Consider the following 21,602-nt stretch of genomic DNA (forward strand, 5'->3'; position numbering starts at 1 on the left):
CCAGGGCGCAGGCGTGATGGTCGGCTTTACCGACGTCCAAGCCGACGTAGACGTCGAAGTGGTGCTCGGATGGGTCCATCGCGTCCTCCTGGTCGCCGTCGACGCACACGCGGCAGGCCAGCCCGGACCCCCGCGTCGCAGCCACGTTACGAACAGCGAACGACTCCGCAGGTCCCTATCAGCGATCACCAGTGCCCACCCGCCGCCGGTGGCAACACCCCCCAGATCATCGGTGCACAGGGGAACTCAGCCGTGCCGGCGGCGGTGGCCTGCCACCCCATCGCTGGGGTGATCAAAAAGGTAACGGGGGAGGGGTGGTGACGTCGGAGTTCGCGCGCAGCGCTGTGCTGCCCCACCTGGAAGCCCGCCGCTCCTGCCAGCAGAACACCTGCTACCGGCCGCACGCCCACGACGCCCTCTCGGTCGGGCTCGTCGAGGAGGGCGCGTCGGTCTTCACCGCTCCCTCCGGCGACGCCGTGCAGCTCCACGTCGGGGACGTCGTCGTCATCGCCGCCGGGCAGGTCCACCAGTGCAACCCGCGCAGCGGGCCCTGGCGGTACCAGATGGTGCACGTCGACCAGGACTGGGCGGCCGCGCAGGCCGCGAGGACGGGGGCGGGGTCCCTCCTGGCGGGCGTCACGGTGCTGCGCGACGCCCGCGCGCACCAGCGGTTCCGGGAGTGGAGCGAGCTGCTCTTCTCCCCTCGCCCCGTCGAGGACGCCGACAGCATCGAGAGCGGCTTCCGCAGCCTCGCCCGGGCGCTGGCTGAGGCGGCGCCGGCGCACACCGTGGCGGGCGGCGTCGACCCCGTCGTGCTGGAACGGGTGCGGCCGGTGCTCGAGCGGCTGCGAGACGACGAGACCAACCCGCGCCTGGACGAGCTCGGCAGGCTCGTGGGACTGTCCCGCTTCCAGCTCGTCCGGGCGGTCAAGAGCGCCACCGGGCTCGCCCCGCTGGCGTGGCGCCAGGACCAGAGGGTCACCCGGGCACGCCACCTGCTGCGCCAGGGGACCTCCGTCGCGGATGCGGCGCACGCGCTGGGCTTCGCCGACCAGAGCCACTTCCACCGCGTCTTCCGCGCGCACGTCGCCGCGACCCCGAGCACCTACCGAGGCTGATCCCCAGGCTGAGGGCAACATCGTTCAAGACACCTCGCCCGCCGGTGGCTGACCGTGGTCGCAACGGTCCAGCGGACGACGGGGAGTGGCGTGGAGCAGTTCATCGCGGTGGCGGTCGCGCACTTCCTGGCACTACTCATCCCCGGAGTGGACTTCTTCCTCATCTCCCGCACCGCGATGGTGAGCGGCTGGCGGAGCGCGAGCGGGGTCTGCTGGGGGATCGCGGCCGCCAACGGGATCCCCATCACCGTGGCCTTCTGCGGCCTGTCCCTCATCTCCTCGCCGCTGGTGCTGCTGGTCGTGCAGCTCGCAGGCGGTGCGTTCCTGACGCACGTCGGAGTGGTGTTCGTCCGGTCCGCCGGCCACACCGACCTGGAACCTGCTCCGGCTGCCAGGCAGCTGACGTGGCGCAGGAACGTCGGGCTCGGTCTGGCCTCCGGGCTGCTGAACCCCAAGAACGCGCTGTTCTACGTGAGCCTCGCGTCGGTCATCGCCGGGGCCGCCCCGCACGTCCTGGTCGGCTACGGGGTGTGGATGGTCGCCGTCGTGCTCGCCTGGGACCTCCTCGTCGCGGGTGTCCTCGGGTCTCCGCGGGTGCTGGCCCGGTCGACGCGCGTCGTGCCGTGGGTGACGCGGGTCGCGGGCTCGTTCCTGTTCGTGTTCGGCATCGGCACGACCGTCGGCGCGCTGCTGCGCCTGGTCGCTCGTGGTTGAGCAGGTCCGCTGGTGCGAGCGTGGTCCGCTGGACTCCCGGCGTCACGCGAGGAGGCGGCTCCACCCGCGGGCGCCCGCTGCGCTCTGCACCAGGTGGCTCAGCGCCTGGACTGCGACGGCGTCTGCGGCGACCTCCTGGTCAGCCGTCAGCCCGCGGTGACCGATCGCGCACCAGGTGGAGTAGGCCAGGGCCCGCAGCTGGCTGTTGAGGAGCCCTGCGAAGCGGAGGGAGGCAGGTGCCTGGTGCTGCCCTCCTGACCTTCCGTAGGCGTCCAGCGCTCGTCGGACGTCCGACGGGCTGGGGGAGTGCGGCGGCACCCGCAGGAAGGACCACAGGGTGCGGAGCCACTCGAGGTCAGGGACCTCCGGCCCTGCGCTGTCCCAGTCGAGCAGCACCGGCCCGTCGGCGGTGACGAGGACGTTCTCCGGTGTCAGGTCGCCGTGGCACAGGCGCGACAGCTCGGCCAGGTCGAGGACGGGCTCGACGTGGGCCTGCACGTCGAGCACGACGGGCAGGGACGCTCGGAGGCGGTCACCCACCTCTCGGCCGCGGTGTCGGGCCTGGTCCGCCCAGTCCCGCCACTCCTCAGCGGGGAACGTCCGGTAGGTGGAGCCCAGAGGCGACCGGCTGCGCAGGCCGAGCCCGTGGAGGGTCGCCGAGGTCTGGGCCGCCCACTCCAACAGCTCGGGATGGGCTGAGCCGCTCGGCGTCGAGCCGTCCACCCACGTGTGGACGCGGTAGGTGAGCGTCTGCCCACCGGTCGGGAGCTCGGCGAGGACGTCCGCGAGCGGCTCGGCGGGTGCGACGGGTCGTGGCATCCGCACACCCGCTGACTGGGCCGCCAGCTCCAGTGAGGTGCTCTCCTGGAACCCCTGGAGCCACCAGTCCTCGTGGACGCGCTGCACCTGCTTGACCGCCCAGGTGCCGCGGTCCGTCGTCAGGCGGAAGAGCCGGTGGGTGTTGCCCCCGGGGACGCGCACGAGCTCGGAGGTCGGGGCGCCCAGGCCGAAGCGCCGGGCGATGAGCTGCGCCGCCGTCACCGACGGTCCGCCCAGCGCTCCTGGAGCCACGTCCTCGCCCCTGCCAGCGACCGCCGCTGGTAGGCCAGCAAATCCGGGACGCTGTCCGGACGGGCGCGGAACGCCGCCTCCGTCCAGTACCCGGCGAGCACCGCGAGGTGCGCGTCGACGGCGCGCGCCTCCGCGCCGCAGGACAGCGGGCTCGCCGCGAACAGCGCCGCGGCGTCGTGGCCGTCGCCCTGCGCGGTGACCAGGAACGTCACGAGGTCCACCCACGGCGCGCCGAGGCAGCCGCGGCTCCAGTCGATCGTCCAGACCTCTCCGGTGGCGTCGTCGACGAGGTAGTTGTCGGTCCGAGGGTCGAAGTGGCACAGCGTCTCTCCCGCCGACGCCGCCGGCCACGCCGCCTCCAGCGCAGCGAGCTCGCCGAGGCCCTCGCGCGCCCAGTCGTCCAGGTCCGTCACTGCGAGTGCCCGCTCGCGTCCCGCGGCGAGGTCGTTCCACACCCTGAACGCTGACCCGACCATCTCCGCCACCGACCGCAGCGGCGCCACGGGGCTCGGCGTCAGGAGTCGCCCCCTCCTCTCGACCGCCGCAACCACTGCCTCGACGTCGGGCGCCGTCCACGGCTGCGCCGCCAGGTGCGCGTGCAGCGCGTCGAACCACAGGACCACCCACTCGCCGTCGACAGTCCACCCGCGCAGCCTCGGCGCCGGCAGGGCCCCGGGCAGTTGCGCGCCGATGCGCGCCTCGGTCAGGTGGTCCGCGCGTCGCTCCGGGTCTCGCGACGCCTTGACGAACACCTCTTCGCCGTCCTGGAGGACGACGACGGCTGCCGCGTCCGAGGCGTAGGTCCCCGCTGCCGCCGTCGCCGTCACCGGTGCGCTGGTGAGGTGCCGCTCCAGGACGGCGACCAGCGTCGCGGGCAGGTCCACCGCGGCAGTGTCGGCGTCAGTCCTCGATCACGTCCAGGCCCTGCTCGCGCAGACGCGCCAGCCCGGCGAGCATCCCCTGCAGCACCTCGGGGGAGTGGCCCTGCCAGTCGGCCACCTCGCCGACCACGCGCAGCGGGTGCAGGGTCCGGTACGACCCGGTCGGGTTGCCGGGGAACTTCTTGTCGGTGACGTTCGGGTCGTCCTCGAAGGGGCCGAGCGGCTCGACGACGTACACGTGCCCCCGTCCGGGCTCCAGATCGGCCTCGCCCGTCAGCGCGGTCGACAGCTCCGCGCCCCAGACGGCCGTCTCCTCCTTGGCGGTGAAGTAGACGTGCCGCAGCGCTCGCTCGCGGAACGCCGAGCGGTGACCCGGCACCAGCTCGTCGCCGACCGCGAGCGCTGCGCGCGTGCCGTGGAAGAACGGCCCCTCGACCTGGTCGCAGTGCTCGTAGGTCACCGGCACCCGTGGCTGCGGCGTGTTGGCGTCGGCGCTCACTGGTCCGAGCTCCGCCCCGCGAGCGCGCGCGCCGCGGCGGCTTCGTCGTCGTCGAGGCCCTCGTGGTCGACGGCGGCGTGCTGGCGGACCTGGTGGTCGATCCACCGCTGGTGCGCCTCCCACGCGGACTGCTTGCTGATGCCGAGGGCGTCTCCGATCTGCGACCAGCTGGCGCCCGCCGCGCGCGCGGTCCGGACGGTCAGCTGCCGGCCGTAGCCGGCCTTGCGGGTCAGCACCTCGCTGAGCGCCAGCAGCTCCAGCGCGCTGGTCGGGTCGCCGACGGCGGTGTCGACGCCGGCGGAGTCGGCGATCTCCTCGCGCCGCAGCGCGTCGTAGCGCGCGGCGGCGGTGAGCAGCGTGTGCTCGCGCTCCAGGGCTGCAGGCGTCGTCATGGTGCCAGCCTGGTCGTCAGTCTGTCCTGACGTCAACCCTCGTAGGCTGGGTCCGTGGTCGAGGTGCCCGGGGCGTTCGCGCGCATGCCGCGCTGGTGGCACGACGACGCCGGGCGGGCGTGGCTCGACGAGCTGCCCGCGCTCGTGGGTGACCAGTGCCGCCGGTGGCAGCTCGTGGTGGACGGCCGGCCCTGGAACGGGTCGAACGCGCTGGTCGTCCCGGTCCGCGCGGCCCGCGGAGGTGGCGAGCCGCTGGCGCTGCGCCTGGCGCCGCCCGGAGACGAGGTCACCACCCACGCGCGGGCGCTGCGCCTGTGGGCCGGACGCGGCGCCGTGCTCCTCCACGACGTCGACGACGACCACCGCGCCCTCCTGCTCGAACGCCTCGACGGCAGCGCCACGCTCGGCGGGGTGCCGCTGCCCGAGGCGGTCGAGGTGCTGGCGGGGCTCGCCGTGGTGCTCGCGGTGCCGGTCCCCGACGACGTCCCGAGCACCGCGTCGGCCGCCGCAGATCTCGCCTCCTCCATCGGGGGTGCCTGGGAGGCGCTGGGGCGTCCCTTCCCGCGCCTCCAGCTCGACGCGGTGCTCCGCGCCGCCCGAGCCAGGGCCACCGCGCCGTTCCCCGACCTCGCCGTCGACGGCGACCTCCACCCCGATCAGGTGCTGCGCGGGCGCCGCGCGCCCTGGCTCGTGGTCGATCCGGTGCTCCTGCGCGGAGACCTCGAGCACGACCTCGGCCGTGTGCTCTGGAGCCGCCTGGACGAGGTCGACGACGATGCCGGCGTGGTGGCGCTCTTCGACCGCTTCGTCGACGCCGCCGGGGTCCCGCGCGAGCGCGCCCGGGACTGGGTGCTCGTGCGCGCGGCGTCCTACCTCGTGTGGGGGCTGCAGCGCGGCCTCACGCTCGACCCGCCGAGGTGCCGCCGTCTCCTCGACGTCTTCACGTGAGGCGTGCCAGGTCGGTGCGCAGGACGGCGTAGAGCACGCCGTCGCGGTAGGCGCCGTCGCGCCACTGCCCGCCGCGCACCACGCCTTCGCGCAGCAGCCCGGCCTTCTCCAGGCTGCGCTGCTCGGCGAGGTTCTCCACGTCGGTGTGCGCCTCGACGCGGTGCGCCGCGGTGTGCGTGAAGAGCAGCTCCACCAGCTGCTGCTGGGCCGCGCTGCCGACACCCCTCCCGCGGTGCGTCGGGCGCAGCCAGATGCCGATCATCGGGCAGCCTGACGCGGCGTTGGGGCCCCATCGCCGGGCCTGCCAGTGCCAGCTGACCTCGCCGGCCACCTCGCCGTCGTCGTCGAGGACGGTGAGGGCGCCGCTGTCCTCGAGGTCGCAGTCGGCGGGCTGCGTCGCCGGCCGCCGGGGGCCGAAGTCGTCGAAGGGGCTCTCACCCCCGGTCAGCAGCGGCAGGTCCTCGGGGAGCTGGGGGCGCAGGACGACCACCTGCCGCAGTCTGCCCGGCTCTGAGGCTCATGCAGTGTCGTGATCATGCAGAAGACCCGCACCGGCTGGCCCGGGGTGCGGGTCTTCTGCATGAGCATCGAGCGAGGGGAGGGTCAGCGGCCGCTCGCGGCGGGAAGGCCTGAGGCTGCGAGCGCTGCGGCGGAGGCGGCGAGCAGCCGCTGCACCTCGGCCGTGCTTCGGCTCGGCGGGTTCCACACCTCCACGCCCACCACGAGGTCACCGACCCGCGCAGCCCCGCGGGTGGAGTCTCCGCCGCCGTCCGCGAAGGAGGCCGCCCACGCCTCGTCGGCGCCCGGCACGCTGGCGGCGCCCAGTGACGTCGGGTCGCTCATCCACCGGCACGCACCGGTGTCCTCCACGGCGTCCCGGAAGGCGCGGGCGCCTCCACCCGTCGGCCAGCCGGTCACCACCATCGTCACGCTGACCTGCGTGAGGTCGTTGGACTGCGGGTCTTCCGCCCAGCTCCACTGCCGGCCGGCCACGGTGTCGACGTCGGCTCCGTCGCAGAACTGCCCCGGCACGGTCGGCTCCAGCCGGTACTGCCCGAGGTCCTGGCCGAGCTGCACGCCGGGAGGCAGCGCCGCCGCGGTCGACGCGGCGGTGGCGACGTCGGGGATCTCGTACGCCACCGCGAACGGGTTCCAGCCGGGGGTGTCGCGCGCGGGGAACGTCTGGCCCGGGGAGAGCGGAACCACCGTGGCGCTCGGCGCCTGCAGGCCCTGCTCGCTGCCGGGCACGGCGGTCGGGGTGCTGTCAGGGAGGCCGGTGGGTCCGATGCCGGTGAGGGTCGGTGTAGGTGTCACCAGAGGTGGCCCCGCTGTGGGCACGACCGTCGCCGTCGGCTGCACCGTCACGGCCGAGCCGCCGACCGGTGCCGACGGCGGCAGCGCGCTCACCGTCACCGCCACGATCCCGGCGGCGCACGCCGCAGCGATGACCCCCGCCAGTACGGGCACCCCCTGCGCGCCGGGTGCGCGCGCCGGCCGGCGCCGCGCCCCTCGCCGCCGCACCTCCTCCAGGTCCAGAGGGCGGGCCCCGCTCTCGCCGTCCACGCCGCGCAGCGCCTCCCGCAGTCCCGCTTCGAAGGACGACGACGGCGCAGCCGCGCCCGAGCGAGCACCGCGGGCGTCGTCGTCGCGGTCGAGGTCCTGGACGGGCTGGTCGGAGGGAACGCGGTCGTCGGTGTTCACAGCACCGCCTCCTCGCTGGTCGTGGGGCTGGTCGTGGGGCTGGTCGTGGGGCCGGTGGCGCCGAGGCGCGCGCGCAGCGTGCCGAGGGCGCGGGAGGCCTGGCTCTTGACGGTGCCCTCGCTGCAGCCGAGGGCCTCAGCGACCTGCGCGACGGACTGGTCCTCCGCGTACCGCAGCAGCACCACCGCGCGCTGGCGGGGCGGGAGGGCGCGCACGGCCTCCAGCACCTGCTCGGCGGTCTCGCCGCCCGTGGTCGGGGCCGCAGCCGGGGAGGATCGCTCGGGCAGCAGGTCGTGCACCACCTCCAGGCGCCGCCACGGCCGCCGGCCGTCGGACACGAGCACCCGCACCAGCGTCGTGCGGGCGTAGGCGGCGGGGTTGCCGTCGGAGCGCACGCGCGGCCAGGCCGCCCACAGGCGTTCGAGGGCCTCCTGGACGAGGTCGTCGGCGCGGTGCGCGTCGCGGCACCAGGCCCTGGCCAGGCGTCGGAGCCCGGGCGCGGCCGAGGTGGCGAACGCGTCGAAGGACGCCTCCAGGTCGGCGGTCACAGCACCCCCTCGGACTCCGTGCAGCAGCGTCACAGCAGTACTACGCGTCGCGACCCCGCTGAGGTTGCACGAGGACGACGACGAGGAGAGCGCCAGCGCTGGAGACGGCTGGCGCGGCGCGCTGGCGCTGGCCCGCCGCGGTGCGCGACCCTCGGCCATGACCACCGTCGACCACGTGAGGCCGGTGTCCGTGCGACGCCCGCGCGGGGGGTGGCGCTGGACGGCCGCGGGCACGGTCGCCTTCCCCGTGCTGTGGGCCCTGTCAGCGCTGCTCGTCGGATCGCTCGGCATGCACCCGGTCTGGGGGGCGGTGCACGTGGCCGTCCTGGGACTGGCGGTGTGCGTGGGCCTGGGCCACCGCTGGGCGTACACCGGCGTCGTGGTGCTCGGGTCGGCGGTGTTCGTGGACAGCGTCACGAACCCGGGGATGCTCGCTGCCGCGGGCTGGGTCTTCGGGACGCTCTACCTGGCGATCGGCGTCGCGCTGCTGCTCGCGTCCCGCCGCGGCGCCAGCGCCAGGTCCTGACGAACCATCAGGCTGCTGAGGCCGGACCTGGCCTCGAGACCCTGACGCTCCGACCCGACCTGGTACTGCGAGGCTGGTGCTCCCGCCACCGCGACCCTCGGGACCCCCACTGGACAGCGACCGCCGGCACGCCGCACGCCCCCGCTCCGCGGGGTTCGCCGTCGCCTCGACAGCCCTCGTCCTCATCTTCGTCTCAGCCGGGACGCCGATCCCGCTGTACAACCTCTACCGCGCCGAGGACGGGCTCTCCACCGCCGACCTCACCGTCGTCACCGCCGCCTACCTGGCCGCCGCCGCGCTGTCGCTGCTGGTGCTCGGTCGGCTGTCCGACCACCTCGGCCGCAAGGTCGTGGGCGTGGCGGCGCTGGTCTGCTCGGCGCTGGGCCTCGTCGTCCTGCTGGGGGTCGACGGCGTCGCGCCGCTGGCGGTCGGGCGGCTGCTGCAGGGACTCGCCACGGGGATGGCCTCCAGCGCGCTCGGTGCGCTGGTCGTCGACACCGCTCCGGAACGCCGCCGGTGGCTTCCCGCCGTGGTGACCAGCGCCGCTCCGACGCTCGGCATCCCGCTCGGCGCGCTGCTGTCCGGCGTGCTGGTCGACCACGCGCCAGCACCCCACCTGCTCGGCTACAGCACCGTGCTGGTGCTGCTCGCGGCGGTGGCCGTCGGCGTGGCGCTCGGCCCGGAGACGTCCACGCGCACGTCGGTGCGCGCGGCGCTCGGCTCGCTGCGGCCGCACGTCACGGTGCCGGCGGGGGCCGGCCGGCAGCTGGGTGCCGTCGCCGGGTTCATCCTCGCCACGTGGTCGCTCGGCGGCTTCTACCAGGCGTTCGGGCCCACCATCGCCGAGCAGCAGCTCGGCTCCAGCACGGCGCTGCTGGCAGCGGCCGTCTTCGCGTCCTTCACGGTGCTGGCGGTGGTCGGCGGGCCGGTGTCCGCGCGGTTCCGCCCCGACCTGGCCCTGCGCTGGGGCGCGGTGGTCTACCTGCTGTGCGTGGGCGGGATCCTCGCCGCACTGGCCGCCGCGGCCACGGGACCGTTCCTCGCCGCGAGCCTGGCCGCCGGCGTCGCCCAGGGCGTCGCGCAGACCGGCGGCATGCGCGCGCTGCTCGCCCGCACCGGCCCCGCCGACCGCGCGGGCGTGCTGTCCACGGTCTTCCTCGTCAGCTACAGCTGCGCCGCCGGTCCGAGCCTCGTGGCGGGCCGCCTGACGGACACCTCCACGCTGGTGCAGATCAGCGCCGGCTACGGAGCGCTCGCGGTGGCGGGCGTCGTCGTCGTCCTGCTGGTCGCCCGCCCGCCACGTCCGTGATGCCACCACTCGACCCGAGCGCGTGCTCCTCGTGGTCGAGGTGGTCTCACCCGGGTCGGAGACGACCGACCGCGTGGTCAGGCGCGACCAGTGCGTGAGGTGCTCACCACGGTCCTCAGGACCACTGCCCTGTCCGTGCTGGAGGTCGACCTCCGCCGTCTGTGGGCCGCTGGCTGCGGCTTCTCAGAGCTGCCGGCCGAGCTGGGAGTCCATCCACCGCAGCGTGGTCCAGTCCGCCTGCTGGTCGGCCTCGACGAAGAGCTTGAAGTCGTGGCCGAGCGGCTCGCGCTGGTAGGGGAAGTCGACGCCCTGCTGGGCGAACAGGTCCACCACCTGCTCCACGCGGTCGCCGTTGAGGTCACCGCCGACCAGCCGGACCTGCGGTCGCTCCGCCTCCACACCGGACAGGAACTCCAGGTAGGACTGCGGCTCGCGGCTCATCGCGCCGTCCACCGACCACACCGCGGCGAAGTCCGCCGGGTGCTCCACCCCGAACCGGAACGCGCCGTGGCCGCCCATCGACCAGCCCACCAGCAGCCGCTGCGCGGCACCGGGCTCCACGCGGTACGTCGACTCGACGTGGGGGATGAGGTCGTCGATGAAGTGCGTGTCGTACGCGCCCTCCCACCGGCCGTCCTCGTTGCTGTCCGGCGTGACGATGACGACGTCGCGCAGCGCCCCCGCCTCCACCGCCGCCCGCAGCCGCTCCGCCTCGGGCAGGAAGGTGGCGTTGGACTGGTCGCGGCCGTGCAGCGCGTAGAGCACGGGGTAGGTCCTGCACGCGGTGTAGTAGTCCGCCGGGAGGCTCACGCTGTACGGGACCGCCTCGCCGTCGGCGCCGGTCATCTCCGTGTCGAAGCGCAGGTCGCCCTGGGTCGAGCTGTCGCAGCCGGCTGACCCGCTGGGCGACGACGACGGCGGCCCCGCCACCGGCACCCCGCCCACGCTGACCCCGTCCTCGCCGCGCTGGCGGAGCTCGCGGACGGCCAGCGCCGCTGCCGCCACGAGCACCACCGCCACCGCGGCGGCGATCACGGCGGCGAGCTGCGTGCGCCGACGAGGGCTCGGAGAGGACGGGGAGGCTGCCACCCGACGAGTCTGCGCCACGGAGATCGTTCCAGGCACCTCGCAGACCGCCGATCGGGCGCCTTCGCCCCCGCGCGCCGCGGGTGGCGCGGGACAGCTGCTCTCAGGCGGCCCCGACCTCAGCCTGGAGGGCCCGGACGACGTCGGCGAGCACGCCGGAGCTCAGCAGCCCCGGTCCCAGCGGACCGGCGGAGTCCGCGCCGAGAGCCGGCAGCTGCCGCAGCGCGGCCCGCACCTGCGGGTCCAGGAGCGCCACCTGCGCGACGACCTCCCGCTCCAGCGCTCCCGCGCGGTCAGCGGCAGGTGCTGCCAGCGACGCCGCCTTCGCGGCGTAGGCGGCGGCCCCCAGCGCGTGCGCGCCCATGTGCGCCACGCCGCTGGCCTGACCCGCGGCCCAGGCGGCGGCCTTCGCGGCCGGTGAGGTCACCGCGCTCGCGGCCCGCCCGGCGACCAGGCGTCGCCTGATCTCGCCCGCGGCGTCGAGGTCTCCACGGCTGAACGCGCGGGCCCGGGCGATCCCGTCCCGGGGGCGTCCGTCGTCGGGGGCCTCGGCGGTGAACAGGGGCAGTGCGCGCTCCGCGCAGTCCGCCGCCCATGCGGCCACGCACCGGCGGTCCGCCTCGCTGAGGGTCTGCGGTGACACCACGCGAGCACCTTCCCACGCGTCCGCCCCATCACCGGCAGCGCACGTGCGGCGTACTCGCGAGGTGCAGTGGGCCGGTCAGGCGGGGAGCGGACCGCCGCGCGCGTCGAGCAGGGCGTGCAGCACCGCCAGCTCGCTGGTCTGCGAGCTGACGATCGCCTGGGCGAGCGAGCGCTCGGCGGTGTCGGACTCGGGGAAGAGGTCGAGCGCGACCTGAGCCATCTCCACGCCGGCCTCGTGGTGGGGGATCATCAGCTGCAGGTAGAGCCGTTCGGCGTCGGTGCCCCGAGCGGCCTGCAGCCTGGCGAGCTGGTCGGAGGTGGCCATGCCGGGCATGGAGTCCACGCCGCTGGCTCCGGCGCTCGGGCCCGCACCCCCGTGGTCCATCCCGTGCATGCCGCTCATGCCGTTCATGCCGTCTCCAGCACGAGCCATCCACGTCATCACCGGCTGCGACCCGGTCTGCGGCAGCCCCCACAGCTCCAGCCAGCCGTGCATCTGACCCGCCTGCTGCTGCTGGGTGAGCAGGACGTCGGTGGCCAGCTGCCGGACCTCGGCGTCGTCGGTGGCGCCCAGCACGGACAGCGACATCGTCACCGCCTGCCGGTGGTGCGCCTGCATGTCACGGGCGAAGCCCGCCTCGACGGACGTGTCGGTCGGCACCGCGAGCGACGCCCCCGCCGTCGGGCCGGCGGGGGCGCGAGCCAGCAGGAACACCCCGAGCACCACCACCGCAGCCAGCGCCACGGCGACGAAGACCGCCAGCGCGGTGAGCACGGGTGGTCGCCCTGCCCCCGCAGGACGCTCCGCGGCGACGTCGTCGAACGGGTCGTCGCCGCGCCCGTCGTCGTCGCCGTCAGGAAGGCTCTGCGGGGGGTGGCTCACGCGGGCGTGCCCACCCCGCCGCTGCACGGGGCACCGGGCTCGGGGGTCTGCGGGCCCTGGACGTACTTGCGCAGGAACAGCGCCAGGCGCGGGTCGTCGGCGCTGGACAGCTGCAGCTGCTCGCCCCACGCGCTGGCGACCACGGGGCTCGGCACCCCGGCGTACGGGCTGAGCAGCGTGTAGTCGCTCACCGAGACGGCCTCGCGCAGCGTGGCCACCTGGTCGGCGGGCAGCGACGGGTCGTAGGTGACCCACACCGCGCCGTGCTCGAGGGAGTGGACGGCGTTGCGGTCGGCCACCTGCGCCTGGTCGGTGTAGACGCCGCAGTTCTGCCACACCGCGTCGTGGTTCCCGCCCACCGGGGGCAGCGGGTCGTACGTGACGGGGGTGGTGACGTGCTCGCGGCCGAGGTCCTTGCCGTACGTCCCGCCGAACTCCTGCACGCCCTCGATCGGCTTGGCCGCCTCCGCCGCGACCGCAGCGTCCTTGCGCTGGTCGACGACGATGACCGTCGCCACCGCCCCCACGACGACGGCGACAGCCCCCGCCGTCAGGGAGATGACGAGCGTGCGGTGCCGCTTCTCGCGGCGCTCGGCCTCCTTGCGGGCAGCGGCGGCTCGTGCGGCGCGCTCGGCGCGGTCGATCTTCTTGGCTTCGGCCACACCACCGATCGTCGCACGGCGTCAGCGCACGTCACGGCAGGTCACGGCGGGTCACCGCGGTCTGGCCTGCACGTGCAGCAGGACGGCTGTCCACCGCGTGGGCAGCGTCACAGCCAGCGCACCCCCGGGCGCCTGCGCGGTGGAGGCGTCGCTGGAGCGCGGGAAGACCACCGAGGCCGATGCGGGGTCGAGCCCGCCGGGCAGCGCGAGCTCGGCCGTCGCGTCGTCGTCGTCCCTCCTCCACACCGCCAGCAGTGCGCTGCCGCGGGCGGCGTCGTGCAGGCCGTGCGCCACCCAGCCGTCCTCCCAGCCGGGCAGTCCCAGCGGCCAGAAGGCCGTCGAGGCGGGGATGCTCGCCCGGTGCGCCTTGTAGGCGGTGACCGCCTCCGCCACCAGCGCCTTCTGGTGCGCGTCCATGTGGTCCAGGTGCCCGGACAGGTGCACGCGTCCGAGCAGCGGGGCGACCAGGGTGAAGGCGATCTCGTCGTCGGTGTGGCCGGGCTGGGGGTAGGCCCAGCTGGCGGCCTGCTCGGGGAGCACGGACGTGGCCGCGGCGGCGGCGATGGGCGGGTAGCGGCGCAGGTCCTGCTGGTCGGAGGTCGACTGCACCTGCGCCCGTGACATGACGGCGTGGTCGACGCGCATCCCGCCGGAGGCGCAGCTCTCCAGCACGAGGGTCGGGTGCCGGTCGAGCACCCCGTCGAGCCAGGCCAGGTGCGCCCGCTGGTGGCCGAGCAGCCCCTCGCCGGGGGAGGTGGCCTCGCGGTCGGTGCCGGAGCCGATGTCGATGTTGTGGTCGAGCTTGAAGTAGCCCACGCCGTGCTCGAGCACCAGCCTGTCGACGACGCCGTCCAGGTGCGCACGGGCTGCGGGGTGGCGCAGGTCGAGCTGGTAGCGGCCGTGCTCGACCAGCCGGCGACCCCGACGGCTGAAGAAGGCCGCCTCGGGCAGCTGGTCGGCCAGGGGGCTGCGGACGCCGATGACCTCGGGCTCCAGCCACAGGCCCGGCACCATGCCCGCGGCGCGGATGGCGTCCAGCACCTCGTCGACGCCGCCCGGGAAGCGGTCCGCGGCGGGCTCCCACGCGCCGACCCCGTCCCACCAGTCCTCGCCGACGCCGCCGTACCAGCCCGCGTCGATGCAGAAGACCTCCGCGCCCGCCTCGGCCGCGGCGGCCACCAGCGGCAGCAGCTTCGCCGTGGTCGGGTCCCCCATGAGGGTGTTCATGTAGTCGTTGAAGATCACCGGCAGGCCGGCGGTGTCGGGATGGGGGCGGCGCGTGGCGCGGCGAGCGGCGGTGAGCTCGGCGAAGGCGCCGGTGACACCGCCGGCGGAGACGGCCAGCGTCACGGGCACCGTGGTGAACGACTCCCCGGGCGCCAGCTCGGTGGACCACTGGTGCTGCGCGTCGGTGGGGCCGAGCGCCGACAGGTACGCACCGTCGGCGCGCTCGCCGACCTGCCAGTGCCAGCCCCCGGAGGACTCCACCTGCCACGCCAGCGCGAGGTCGGTGACCGGGTCGTGCAGGACGCCCACCGGCAGCGAGCCGTCGGTGGACCAGTTGCCGTGCGAGCCGCGCTCGAACGCGCCGCGCGGGTCGTGCTGGTGGACGGCGCGGTGCAGGTCGGGCAGCACCTCGCGCACCCCGGCGGAGGTCCAGCGGTTCTCGGCCAGCCAGTCGTTGTCCGCCCAGTGCAGCCGCAGCCGCTCCAGCGGTGCGCCCGGCAGCAGGCCCGCGAGCACGAGGCTGGTGACCCAGGCGACCTCGACCGCGTCCTCGCCGGTGTTGGTCAGCGTGGTGCGGGATCGGACCGCGCGGGCGCCCGGCAGCGCCTCGAACACCGTGCGCACGGCCAGCCCGGTGGGGCGGTGGAGGCTGTCGAGCGCCAGTGCGCAGGCGCCGTCGAGGGTCTCGGAGCCTGCGAGGAGGAGGCTCGGCGTGGTCGCGCTGTCGGCGTAGCGGCGCGCCGACCAGCTGCGTCCCAGCCCCACCAGGCCGACCTCCGCGGGGGGCAACGGGGCCTCGGGGTGGGCGACGGCGGTGCCGCCGAGGTCGAGGCGGGCGATGCGGGCCACGCCGTCGGCGTCGGTGCCGACGGTGAGGGTGAGGTCTCCAGCGGCCCAGGTCAGGGGCGCGGAAGAGCTGTCGGTGCTCGCTCGGAGGACGGCGCTCGCGCTGCTCTGCGCGACGCGCTCCGATGACGAACCGGTCACGGTGCTTGCCATGACGGGGATGTTACCGGTTACATTCCTCTCGTGGTTGTAACCGGTAACACGACGACGCCGTCCGGCCAGAGCGCCCCGGCTGCGTCCATCCGCGACGTTGCGCGCCAGGCCGGCGTGTCTCACGTGACGGTCAGCCGCGTCATCAACCACCACCCCAACGTCAGTCCGGCCACGCGCGAGAAGGTGCAGGCGGCGATCGAGGCACTGGGGTTCCGGCCCAGCTCCACGGCCCGGGCCCTCGCCTCCGGCGGGGCGCACCAGGTCACGGTCATCACCTCCGACACGAGCCTGTACGGGTACGCCTCCACGCTGCGCGGCGTCGAGGAGGCTGCGCGCGCTGCCGGGGTGGGGGTGGCCATCTCGGTGCTCGACTCCGCCGAGCCGCACGTGGTGCAGGCGGCGGTGGAGCGCGTGAGCGACCCCCGCGAAGGGGCGGTCATCGTGCTGGCCTTCGACAAGGCCGGGGTGCGGGCCATGGAGGCGCTGCCCGCGGGCGTGCGCACGGCGGCCGCCGTCGAGTCCATCGTCGGGCGGCGGGCCGGGTCGAAGAAGAAGGCCGCGGCGTGGGCGTGGTTCGACGACATCGCCGCCGCCCGCACCGCCACCGGCCACCTGCTGGAGCTCGGGCACCCGACGGTCCACCACCTCGCCATCCCCTCCTCCACCCGCGTCGGAGACCGCCAGCGCGGGTGGGAGCAGGCGCTCACCGAGGCGGGCGCGCCGGTCCCGCAGCCCGTGCCGGCCAAGGGCTGGGGCACGGCCGCGGCGCACGCCGCAGCGCTGGAGCTGCTGGGTGAGGGGCGCGACGGCGACGGCCACCCGGTGACCGCGCTGCTGTGCGGCAACGACGACCAGGCCCTGGGGGTGCTGCGCGCGGCGCGCGACCTCGGGCTGTCCGTGCCCGGCGACCTGTCGGTGGTCGGCTTCGACGACGTGCCTGGAGCGGCGTACTACGCGCCGTCGCTGACGACCGTGCGGTTCGACTTCGCCGCGCTGGGCCGACGCACCTTCGAGCTGCTCGGCATCGGCCAGCGCTCCGCGGACAGCACCGAGGTGGTCGTCCCCGCTCCCGAGCTGGTGGTCCGGGAGAGCTCCGGACCACCCCGCTGACCCCCGGCTCCCTCGAGGTGGGGGAGCCGGCTGCAGACCCCCGTCGCCACCGGGTGCCGGGGGTGTCCCGACCGACCGACAAGGCAGGACAGAACCATGGCACGACTGCTCCACAAGGTGGTGGCGCTCGCGACGATCGGGCTGGTGGCGGCGACGGCTGCCTGCTCCGACCCGGGGGCGGCCCCGGCCTCAGGTGGCGACGGCTCGGCATCTGCGGCCGCCTGGCCCGAGCCCACCGCGAAGCTCGACGGCACCACGCTGACCATCTGGGCCGCCCAGAACAGCAACACCATCCCCGCGGAGGTCGCGAAGGACTTCGAGGCCGCGACCGGGGCGAAGGTCGACATCGTCACCGTGCCGGACCCCTACGAGCAGGGCGTGCAGACCAAGGTCGCCTCCGGCGACAAGCCCGACCTCGCCTTCTGGCAGCCCACGGGCTCGCAGCTCACCGCGCTCAACGCCAAGCAGAACCTGCAGCCGCTCGACGGCGCACCGTTCATCGACTCCTACAAGCCCGCGCTCAAGGACGTCACCGGCATCCTCGACGGCACCCGGTACGCGGCGCTCGTCACCACGCCCGCCGTCGAGGGGGTCTGGTACAACAAGGAGGTCTTCGCCGAGTACGGGATCACCGAGACGCCGAAGAGCTTCGACGAGATGGTCGCCGACGCCGAGAAGATCAAGGCCGGCGGCGGCGTGCCCTTCTACGAGATGGGCGGCGACAAGTGGGCCACCCAGTGGTGGGTGCAGGTCCAGCTCGCCGACGCCGCGAAGAGCGGCCTGTGGGACGAGGTCAACAAGGGCCAGCAGAAGTTCACCGACCCCACCATCCTCGGCGCCGTCACGAAGTACGACGACCTCGTCAAGCAGGGCCTGTTCAACAGCAACATCACCTCGGCCACGTTCGAGGACCAGGGCCAGGCCGTCCTGTCCGGCGAGGCCGCGATGGCCGTGCAGGTCAACACCTTCTTCAGCCAGCTGCAGGCCAAGGCCAGCACCGACGAGCTCAACCAGAAGATCGGCTTCTTCCCGATCTCGCCGTCGGGCAACGTCGGCACCTTCATCCCCGACCAGTCCAACGCCCTGGTGGCCTTCAAGACCGGTGACTCCGCACGCGAGGCCGCTGCCCGCCAGTTCCTGTCCTTCTGGCTGTCGGAGACCGAGTACACCAAGTTCGTCGAGGCGCAGAACACCGTCTCGATCCTGCAGGGCGTGGACACCCCGGCCACCGTGCCGACGGCCCTGACGGCCAACGCCGACTCGATCGGCGACTCGGTGGGCTCCATGCAGGTCGAGGCGATCGTCAACCCGGACCTCTACCTCAACCTGGCCAACATGCTCGCCGGCCAGGCGACGCCGGAGCAGGTCGCGCAGACCACGCAGGACCAGTTCGCCCAGCTCGCCCAGGCGATCGGCGCCCCGGGCTTCTGAGCCCGCCACCGACCGGTCCCGCCTGCGCCGCCCTCCAGCACGGCGCAGGCGGGACCACCCCAGACCCCCGTCCCTACGGGCCGCGCATCCCCGGCCGGCCCGCGGGACGGGCCCCACACGGTCCTCGAGGAAGAGGCAGCGATGAGCACCACCTGGGTACGGACCCAGCACCCCCCGGAGGACCGAGCCGTGAGCACCTCGACACAGTCCACCCGCACCGGCCGCGTCCGCGGGCGCGAGCTCCCCGGGAGGAACCGTCGCCGGCAGCAGCCGCCGTCGCAGCCCAGCTGGTTCCTCGTCCCGGCCTTCGTGCTGCTGACGCTGTTCTTCCTGGTCCCGTCGGTCTACAACTTCGTCTACGCGTTCACCGACTGGTCCAGCTTCAAGTCCGCCATCGGCTTCGTGGGGCTGCGGAACTTCGAGAACGTGGCCAAGAACGGCGTCCTGCTGACGGACCTGCGGACCACCGTCCTGTACGCGGCAGGGGTCGCCGTCTTCCAGAACCTCTTCGGGCTGGGGCTGGCGCTCCTGCTGGAGGCCGACACCCGGCTCAACCGCTTCGCCCGCACGATGTTCTTCATCCCCGTGGTGATGTCGGCGCTGGCGGTGGGCTACATCTTCCAGGCGCTGCTCAAGCCCGAAGGTGCCCTCAACGCCCTCATCGGGCTCTTCACCGGAGGCTTCGACTACGCCTGGCTCGCCGACACCCGCTGGACCCTCCTGTGGGTCGTCCTCATCCACTCCTGGAAGTGGATGGGCCTGGCGATGATCATCTACCTGGCGGGTCTGAAGACCATCAGCGGCGACGTGCTCGAGGCATCCCGGCTCGACGGCGCGAGCCGGTGGCAGACCTTCCGCCTCATCCGGTTCCCGCTGCTCGCTCCCGCGCTGACGTTCAACGTCGCCACCGCGCTGCTCGGGTCGATGAACAGCTTCGACATCGTGCAGGCCACCACCGGCGGCGGTCCGGCGCAGAAGACGGAGATCCTCAACATCTTCATCTACCGGACCTTCGGGCAGGGCCTGTTCGCGCAGGCCACGACCATGAGCCTGGTCCTGTTCATCACCATCGCCGTGATGGCCTTCCCCACCATCTACCTGCTGCGCCGACGGGAGCGCGTCCTGTGAGCACCCCGACCTCCGTGCCCCTGCCTGCCGGTGCGCCGGCGGCGCCCACCGCTGCCGACACCGCTGGAGGACGACGACGGCGAACGCGTCCGGCGGTGGCCCCCGAGGGCGGAGGTGGTCCGCTGCACGCCGTCGTCGTCGTCCTGCTCACCGCGGTGGTGGTCGGCGTGCCGCTGTGGCTGGTGCTGGTCACGTCGGTGAAGAGCCAGGGTGAGGCGCTGCTGCCGAGCCTGGCGCTGCCGCGCGACGGGTTCCACCTCGTGGCCAACTACTCGACGGTCATCACCGACGGGCGCCTGGGCGCGGCGCTGCTCGGCAGCGTCCTCGTGGTGGCGCCGTCGGTGGTCTTCGTGCTGCTCCTCGCCTCGATGGCGTCCTGGGTGCTGGCGCGCCGCAAGGGCCGCTGGATCTCGGTGCTGTACGCCCTGGGCATCAGCGGGCTGATCCTGCCGCCGGCCGTCGTGACGCTCGTGCTGCTGCTGCGCCAGCTGCAGCTGGCGGGCACGGTCGGGGGCATGGTCATGGTCTACGTGGGCATCTACATGTCCACGGCGATCTTCTTCATCACCGGCTTCATCCGCACCATCCCTCCCGAGCTGGAGGAGGCGGCCCGCGTGGACGGAGCCGGTCCGGTGCGCACCTTCTTCACCGTGGTGCTGCCGCTGCTGCGCCCGGTGATGGCGACCGCGACCATCCTCATCTGCCTCTACATCTGGAACGACGTCTTCTACGCGTTCTTCGTCGTCGGCGGGCGGCTCGACACGCTGCCGCTGAACCTGTTCCAGGTGGCCAGCGCCGGGGCGTACCTCAACAACTGGCACCTGATCTTCGCGTACGTGGTGCTCATGAGCCTGCCGCTGGTGCTGGTCTTCGTCATCGCCCAGCGGCGGATCATCTCCGGCATCACCGGCGGCGCGGTCAAGTAGCCGACCCGGACCCACCGGTCTCGCCAGCAGCGGCCTGGTGCTCCTCGAGGAGCACCAGGCCGCTGCCGTCCGGGTCGTCGACGTGGAGCATCGGCGGCACTCCGTCCCAGCGCAGCACCTGGGCGTCGGGCGTGCCCAGGCCATCGGGCTGCGGACCCGTCGGTGCTTGACGACCGCGTACTCAGTGTCGCAGAGTAGTGCTACTTAGCGACGCTGAGTACTGGCTCGAGGGAGGCTCCGCTGGACAACCAGGCCGAGGTGCTCAAGGGCGTCCTCGAGGGGTGCGTGCTGCAGGTCATCGACCGCGGCGAGACCTACGGCTACGAGATCACCTCGACGCTGCAGGAGCTCGGCTTCACCGGCCTCGTCGAGGGCACCGTCTACGCGATCCTGCTGCGCCTGGAGAGGAACGGCCTGGTCAGCACCGACAAGCGCCCCTCCAGCAGTGGGCCGCCGCGCAAGTTCTACGCCCTCAACGACGCCGGCCGGCAGCGCCTCGCCGCGTTCTGGGGCACGTGGGACCACGTCTCGACCACCATCGACCACCTCCGGGAGGACAGCCGTGCGTGACCTGCTCACCAAGCTCGTCGGCGAGAAGAAGGAGTGGCGGGCCATGCAGGCCCGCGCCGCCGCGCTCCCGGTGGACTACCGCGTGGTGTACGCGGAGATCCAGAAGTACGTCTTCAACCTCGCCGGAGGTGACGGCCGCTCGATCATCGCCCTGCTGGAAGACCTGCTCGGCCTCTTCGAGACCGGTGCCGCCGACGGCCGGCGCGCGCTGGAGGTCACCGGCGACGACGTCGCCGGCTTCTGCGACGAGCTGCTCCGCAACGCCCGCACCTACACGCAGGACTGGCGCGACAAGCTCAACCGCACGGTGCACGAGAAGCTCGGCGGGCAGTCCTGAGGGACGACGACGACGGCGGGCGTCGCGTCAGGCGCGGCCCCACAGCTCGAACGGCGTCGCGCCGGGTCTGAAGCCGCACGCCTCGGCGAGCGCCGCGGCGTCGCGGAAGCCGTGCGCGAGGGCTTCCGGGTGGTGGGCGTCGCTGCCGAACGCCACCGCGTCACCGCCGGCCTCGTGCCACCAGCGCAGCACCCGGCCCTCCAGCGGCAGACGGGTGTTGAGCTCCAGCGCCCGGCCGGAGGTGGCGAGTGCCGACAGGGCCGTGCGGACGTCGTCCTCCAGCGCCTCCCAGGGGATCGGCCCGGCGGAGGCGGGCCAGGTGCGCAGCGGGTAGTCGATGTGGGCCAGCACCGCGAAGGGCGCGTCACTGGCGGCCAGGGCTGCGACCTCGGTGAGGTAGGCGCGGACCACGTCGACGGGGTGGCGCTGGTCGTAGCCGTGGCCGGTCTCCACGTGCTCGACGCGTCCACTGGCCGCGGCGTCGGGGTGCAGGTCGGGCAGGGCGTGCACCGAGCCGACCAGCCGCTCCGCGCAGGTGGCCCGGACGAGCTCGGCGACGGGGTCGGGGTGCCAGTGCGGTTCGCTGAGCTCGAGCCCGGACCAGATGCGCAGGCCCGGGAACGCCTCGCGGCAGCGCTCCACCTCCTCCAGGTACGCCTCCACCTGCAGGGCGTCGCCCAGGAAGGCGCCGTGGTCGTCGACGTGACCGCTGTAGCGCTCGGGCAGCGGCTGGCCGTGGAGGTTCCACCGCGTGAGGTCGACGTGCTCGGTGAACGCCAGCGCCGGCACCCCGACCTCCACGGCGCGGGCGCACGTCGCGCGCATGTCACCGGCAGGGGCGTCCCAGGAGAACTGGCTGTGGACGTGGCCGTCGGCGGGCAGCACCCTGCG

The 21,602-nt window shown here is 73.9% G+C and carries 25 protein-coding genes and 1 pseudogene; 12 read left to right on the forward strand and 14 right to left on the reverse strand.

All coding sequences use genetic code 11. From position 1 onward, the window contains the following. Positions 1–317: 317 nt before the first annotated feature. Complete coding sequence (locus tag FMM08_RS07195) at positions 318–1,118, forward strand: helix-turn-helix transcriptional regulator (RefSeq protein WP_147925700.1); 801 nt, start codon at positions 318–320, stop codon at positions 1,116–1,118. A gap of 90 nt (positions 1,119–1,208) precedes the next feature. After that, a complete protein-coding gene (locus FMM08_RS07200) occupies positions 1,209–1,832 on the forward strand; it encodes a LysE family translocator (protein WP_147925701.1) in 624 nt (207 codons plus the stop codon). A gap of 42 nt (positions 1,833–1,874) precedes the next feature. Here the strand turns inward: FMM08_RS07200 and FMM08_RS22925 are convergent, their stop codons facing one another. The 4 genes from FMM08_RS22925 to FMM08_RS07215 are packed head-to-tail and all read right to left on the reverse strand — an operon-like array spanning position 1,875 to position 4,675. Next, the gene (locus tag FMM08_RS22925; protein WP_187279610.1) at positions 1,875–2,903 is read right to left on the reverse strand and encodes an aminoglycoside phosphotransferase family protein; all 1,029 of its coding nucleotides are present in this window, start codon (positions 2,901–2,903) and stop codon (positions 1,875–1,877) included. Further along, positions 2,870–3,787, reverse strand: coding sequence for a phosphotransferase (locus FMM08_RS22930; protein WP_187279611.1), 918 nt, complete (start codon positions 3,785–3,787; stop codon positions 2,870–2,872). The genes FMM08_RS22925 and FMM08_RS22930 overlap by 34 nt, the downstream gene beginning before the upstream one ends. 16 nt (positions 3,788–3,803) lie before the next feature. Then, positions 3,804–4,250, reverse strand: coding sequence for an NAD(+)--rifampin ADP-ribosyltransferase (arr, locus tag FMM08_RS07210; RefSeq protein WP_147925978.1), 447 nt, complete (start codon positions 4,248–4,250; stop codon positions 3,804–3,806). 29 nt (positions 4,251–4,279) lie between these two features. Next, entirely contained in the window at positions 4,280–4,675 is a 396-nt protein-coding gene (locus tag FMM08_RS07215) for a hypothetical protein (protein WP_147925702.1), read from the reverse strand. Positions 4,676–4,729: 54 nt separating this feature from the next. Between FMM08_RS07215 and FMM08_RS07220 the strand changes: the two genes are divergently transcribed. Further along, positions 4,730–5,623 carry an aminoglycoside phosphotransferase family protein gene (locus FMM08_RS07220; RefSeq protein ID WP_222710512.1) on the forward strand — a complete coding sequence of 298 codons (894 nt, stop codon included), beginning with the start codon at positions 4,730–4,732 and terminating at the stop codon, positions 5,621–5,623. On the opposite strand, the gene FMM08_RS07225 is transcribed toward FMM08_RS07220, so the two are convergent. From FMM08_RS07225 to FMM08_RS07235, 3 genes are all read right to left on the reverse strand, one after another. Beyond that, complete coding sequence (locus FMM08_RS07225) at positions 5,616–6,113, reverse strand: GNAT family N-acetyltransferase (protein ID WP_222710513.1); 498 nt, start codon at positions 6,111–6,113, stop codon at positions 5,616–5,618. The two genes, FMM08_RS07220 and FMM08_RS07225, sit on opposite strands and share 8 nt — an antisense overlap. Positions 6,114–6,226: 113 nt before the next feature. Next, a complete protein-coding gene (locus tag FMM08_RS07230) occupies positions 6,227–7,324 on the reverse strand; it encodes a hypothetical protein (RefSeq protein ID WP_147925704.1) in 1,098 nt (365 codons plus the stop codon). Beyond that, the gene (locus tag FMM08_RS07235) at positions 7,321–7,872 is read right to left on the reverse strand and encodes an RNA polymerase sigma factor (RefSeq protein ID WP_222710514.1); all 552 of its coding nucleotides are present in this window, start codon (positions 7,870–7,872) and stop codon (positions 7,321–7,323) included. The genes FMM08_RS07230 and FMM08_RS07235 overlap by 4 nt, the downstream gene beginning before the upstream one ends. A gap of 64 nt (positions 7,873–7,936) precedes the next feature. On the opposite strand from FMM08_RS07235, the gene FMM08_RS07240 reads away from it, so the two are divergent. The 3 genes and pseudogenes from FMM08_RS07240 to FMM08_RS24065 form a co-directional block, all read left to right on the forward strand. Next, positions 7,937–8,398, forward strand: coding sequence for a hypothetical protein (locus tag FMM08_RS07240; protein WP_187279644.1), 462 nt, complete (start codon positions 7,937–7,939; stop codon positions 8,396–8,398). Positions 8,399–8,474: 76 nt separating this feature from the next. Beyond that, positions 8,475–9,707, forward strand: coding sequence for an MFS transporter (locus FMM08_RS07245; RefSeq protein WP_187279612.1), 1,233 nt, complete (start codon positions 8,475–8,477; stop codon positions 9,705–9,707). A 7-nt stretch (positions 9,708–9,714) separates the two neighbouring features. After that, positions 9,715–9,798, forward strand: a pseudogene (locus FMM08_RS24065) (Uma2 family endonuclease); the annotation flags it as partial. Between the two features lie 92 nt (positions 9,799–9,890). Here FMM08_RS24065 and FMM08_RS07255 read toward each other — a convergent pair. From FMM08_RS07255 to FMM08_RS07275, 5 genes are all read right to left on the reverse strand, one after another. After that, positions 9,891–10,796 carry an alpha/beta hydrolase gene (locus tag FMM08_RS07255; protein WP_147925708.1) on the reverse strand — a complete coding sequence of 302 codons (906 nt, stop codon included), beginning with the start codon at positions 10,794–10,796 and terminating at the stop codon, positions 9,891–9,893. Positions 10,797–10,896: 100 nt separating this feature from the next. Continuing rightward, positions 10,897–11,439 carry a putative immunity protein gene (locus FMM08_RS07260; protein WP_147925709.1) on the reverse strand — a complete coding sequence of 181 codons (543 nt, stop codon included), beginning with the start codon at positions 11,437–11,439 and terminating at the stop codon, positions 10,897–10,899. A 75-nt stretch (positions 11,440–11,514) separates the two neighbouring features. Next, positions 11,515–12,321 (reverse strand): DUF305 domain-containing protein, encoded by an 807-nt coding sequence (locus tag FMM08_RS07265; RefSeq protein WP_147925710.1) that lies wholly within the window; start codon positions 12,319–12,321, stop codon positions 11,515–11,517. After that, positions 12,318–12,983, reverse strand: coding sequence for a thioredoxin-like domain-containing protein (locus tag FMM08_RS07270; RefSeq protein WP_187279613.1), 666 nt, complete (start codon positions 12,981–12,983; stop codon positions 12,318–12,320). The genes FMM08_RS07265 and FMM08_RS07270 overlap by 4 nt, the downstream gene beginning before the upstream one ends. A 51-nt stretch (positions 12,984–13,034) precedes the next feature. Further along, the gene (locus FMM08_RS07275; protein ID WP_147925711.1) at positions 13,035–15,209 is read right to left on the reverse strand and encodes a glycoside hydrolase family 36 protein; all 2,175 of its coding nucleotides are present in this window, start codon (positions 15,207–15,209) and stop codon (positions 13,035–13,037) included. A gap of 30 nt (positions 15,210–15,239) precedes the next feature. Here FMM08_RS07275 and FMM08_RS07280 point away from each other — a divergent pair, with 30 nt between their 5' ends. The 4 genes from FMM08_RS07280 (at position 15,240) to FMM08_RS07295 (ending at position 19,804) form a co-directional block, all read left to right on the forward strand. Further along, positions 15,240–16,319 carry a LacI family DNA-binding transcriptional regulator gene (locus FMM08_RS07280; protein ID WP_147925712.1) on the forward strand — a complete coding sequence of 360 codons (1,080 nt, stop codon included), beginning with the start codon at positions 15,240–15,242 and terminating at the stop codon, positions 16,317–16,319. A gap of 96 nt (positions 16,320–16,415) precedes the next feature. Next, on the forward strand, positions 16,416–17,750 hold the full coding sequence (locus FMM08_RS07285; RefSeq protein WP_147925713.1) for an ABC transporter substrate-binding protein: 1,335 nt from the start codon (positions 16,416–16,418) through the stop codon (positions 17,748–17,750). Between the two features lie 189 nt (positions 17,751–17,939). Then, positions 17,940–18,878 carry a carbohydrate ABC transporter permease gene (locus FMM08_RS07290; protein WP_222710517.1) on the forward strand — a complete coding sequence of 313 codons (939 nt, stop codon included), beginning with the start codon at positions 17,940–17,942 and terminating at the stop codon, positions 18,876–18,878. A 95-nt stretch (positions 18,879–18,973) separates the two neighbouring features. Further along, complete coding sequence (locus FMM08_RS07295; RefSeq protein WP_147925981.1) at positions 18,974–19,804, forward strand: carbohydrate ABC transporter permease; 831 nt, start codon at positions 18,974–18,976, stop codon at positions 19,802–19,804. On the opposite strand, the gene FMM08_RS23580 is transcribed toward FMM08_RS07295, so the two are convergent. Then, entirely contained in the window at positions 19,797–19,922 is a 126-nt protein-coding gene (locus FMM08_RS23580) for a hypothetical protein (RefSeq protein ID WP_255472144.1), read from the reverse strand. The genes FMM08_RS07295 and FMM08_RS23580 overlap by 8 nt on opposite strands. A gap of 122 nt (positions 19,923–20,044) precedes the next feature. Between FMM08_RS23580 and FMM08_RS07300 the strand changes: the two genes are divergently transcribed. Together FMM08_RS07300 and FMM08_RS07305 are read left to right on the forward strand one after the other, a co-directional pair. Beyond that, entirely contained in the window at positions 20,045–20,374 is a 330-nt protein-coding gene (locus FMM08_RS07300) for a PadR family transcriptional regulator (protein WP_147925715.1), read from the forward strand. Beyond that, positions 20,367–20,711, forward strand: a complete 345-nt coding sequence (locus tag FMM08_RS07305; RefSeq protein ID WP_147925716.1) for a DUF1048 domain-containing protein — start codon at positions 20,367–20,369, stop codon at positions 20,709–20,711. Before FMM08_RS07300 ends, FMM08_RS07305 begins: the two co-directional genes overlap by 8 nt. 27 nt (positions 20,712–20,738) lie before the next feature. Here FMM08_RS07305 and FMM08_RS07310 read toward each other — a convergent pair whose 3' ends face one another. Then, the gene (locus FMM08_RS07310; RefSeq protein ID WP_147925717.1) at positions 20,739–21,596 is read right to left on the reverse strand and encodes a PHP domain-containing protein; all 858 of its coding nucleotides are present in this window, start codon (positions 21,594–21,596) and stop codon (positions 20,739–20,741) included. Positions 21,597–21,602: the final 6 nt, after the last annotated feature.

Source organism: Quadrisphaera setariae (assembly GCF_008041935.1).
GTDB classification, from domain to species: domain Bacteria; phylum Actinomycetota; class Actinomycetes; order Actinomycetales; family Quadrisphaeraceae; genus Quadrisphaera; species Quadrisphaera setariae.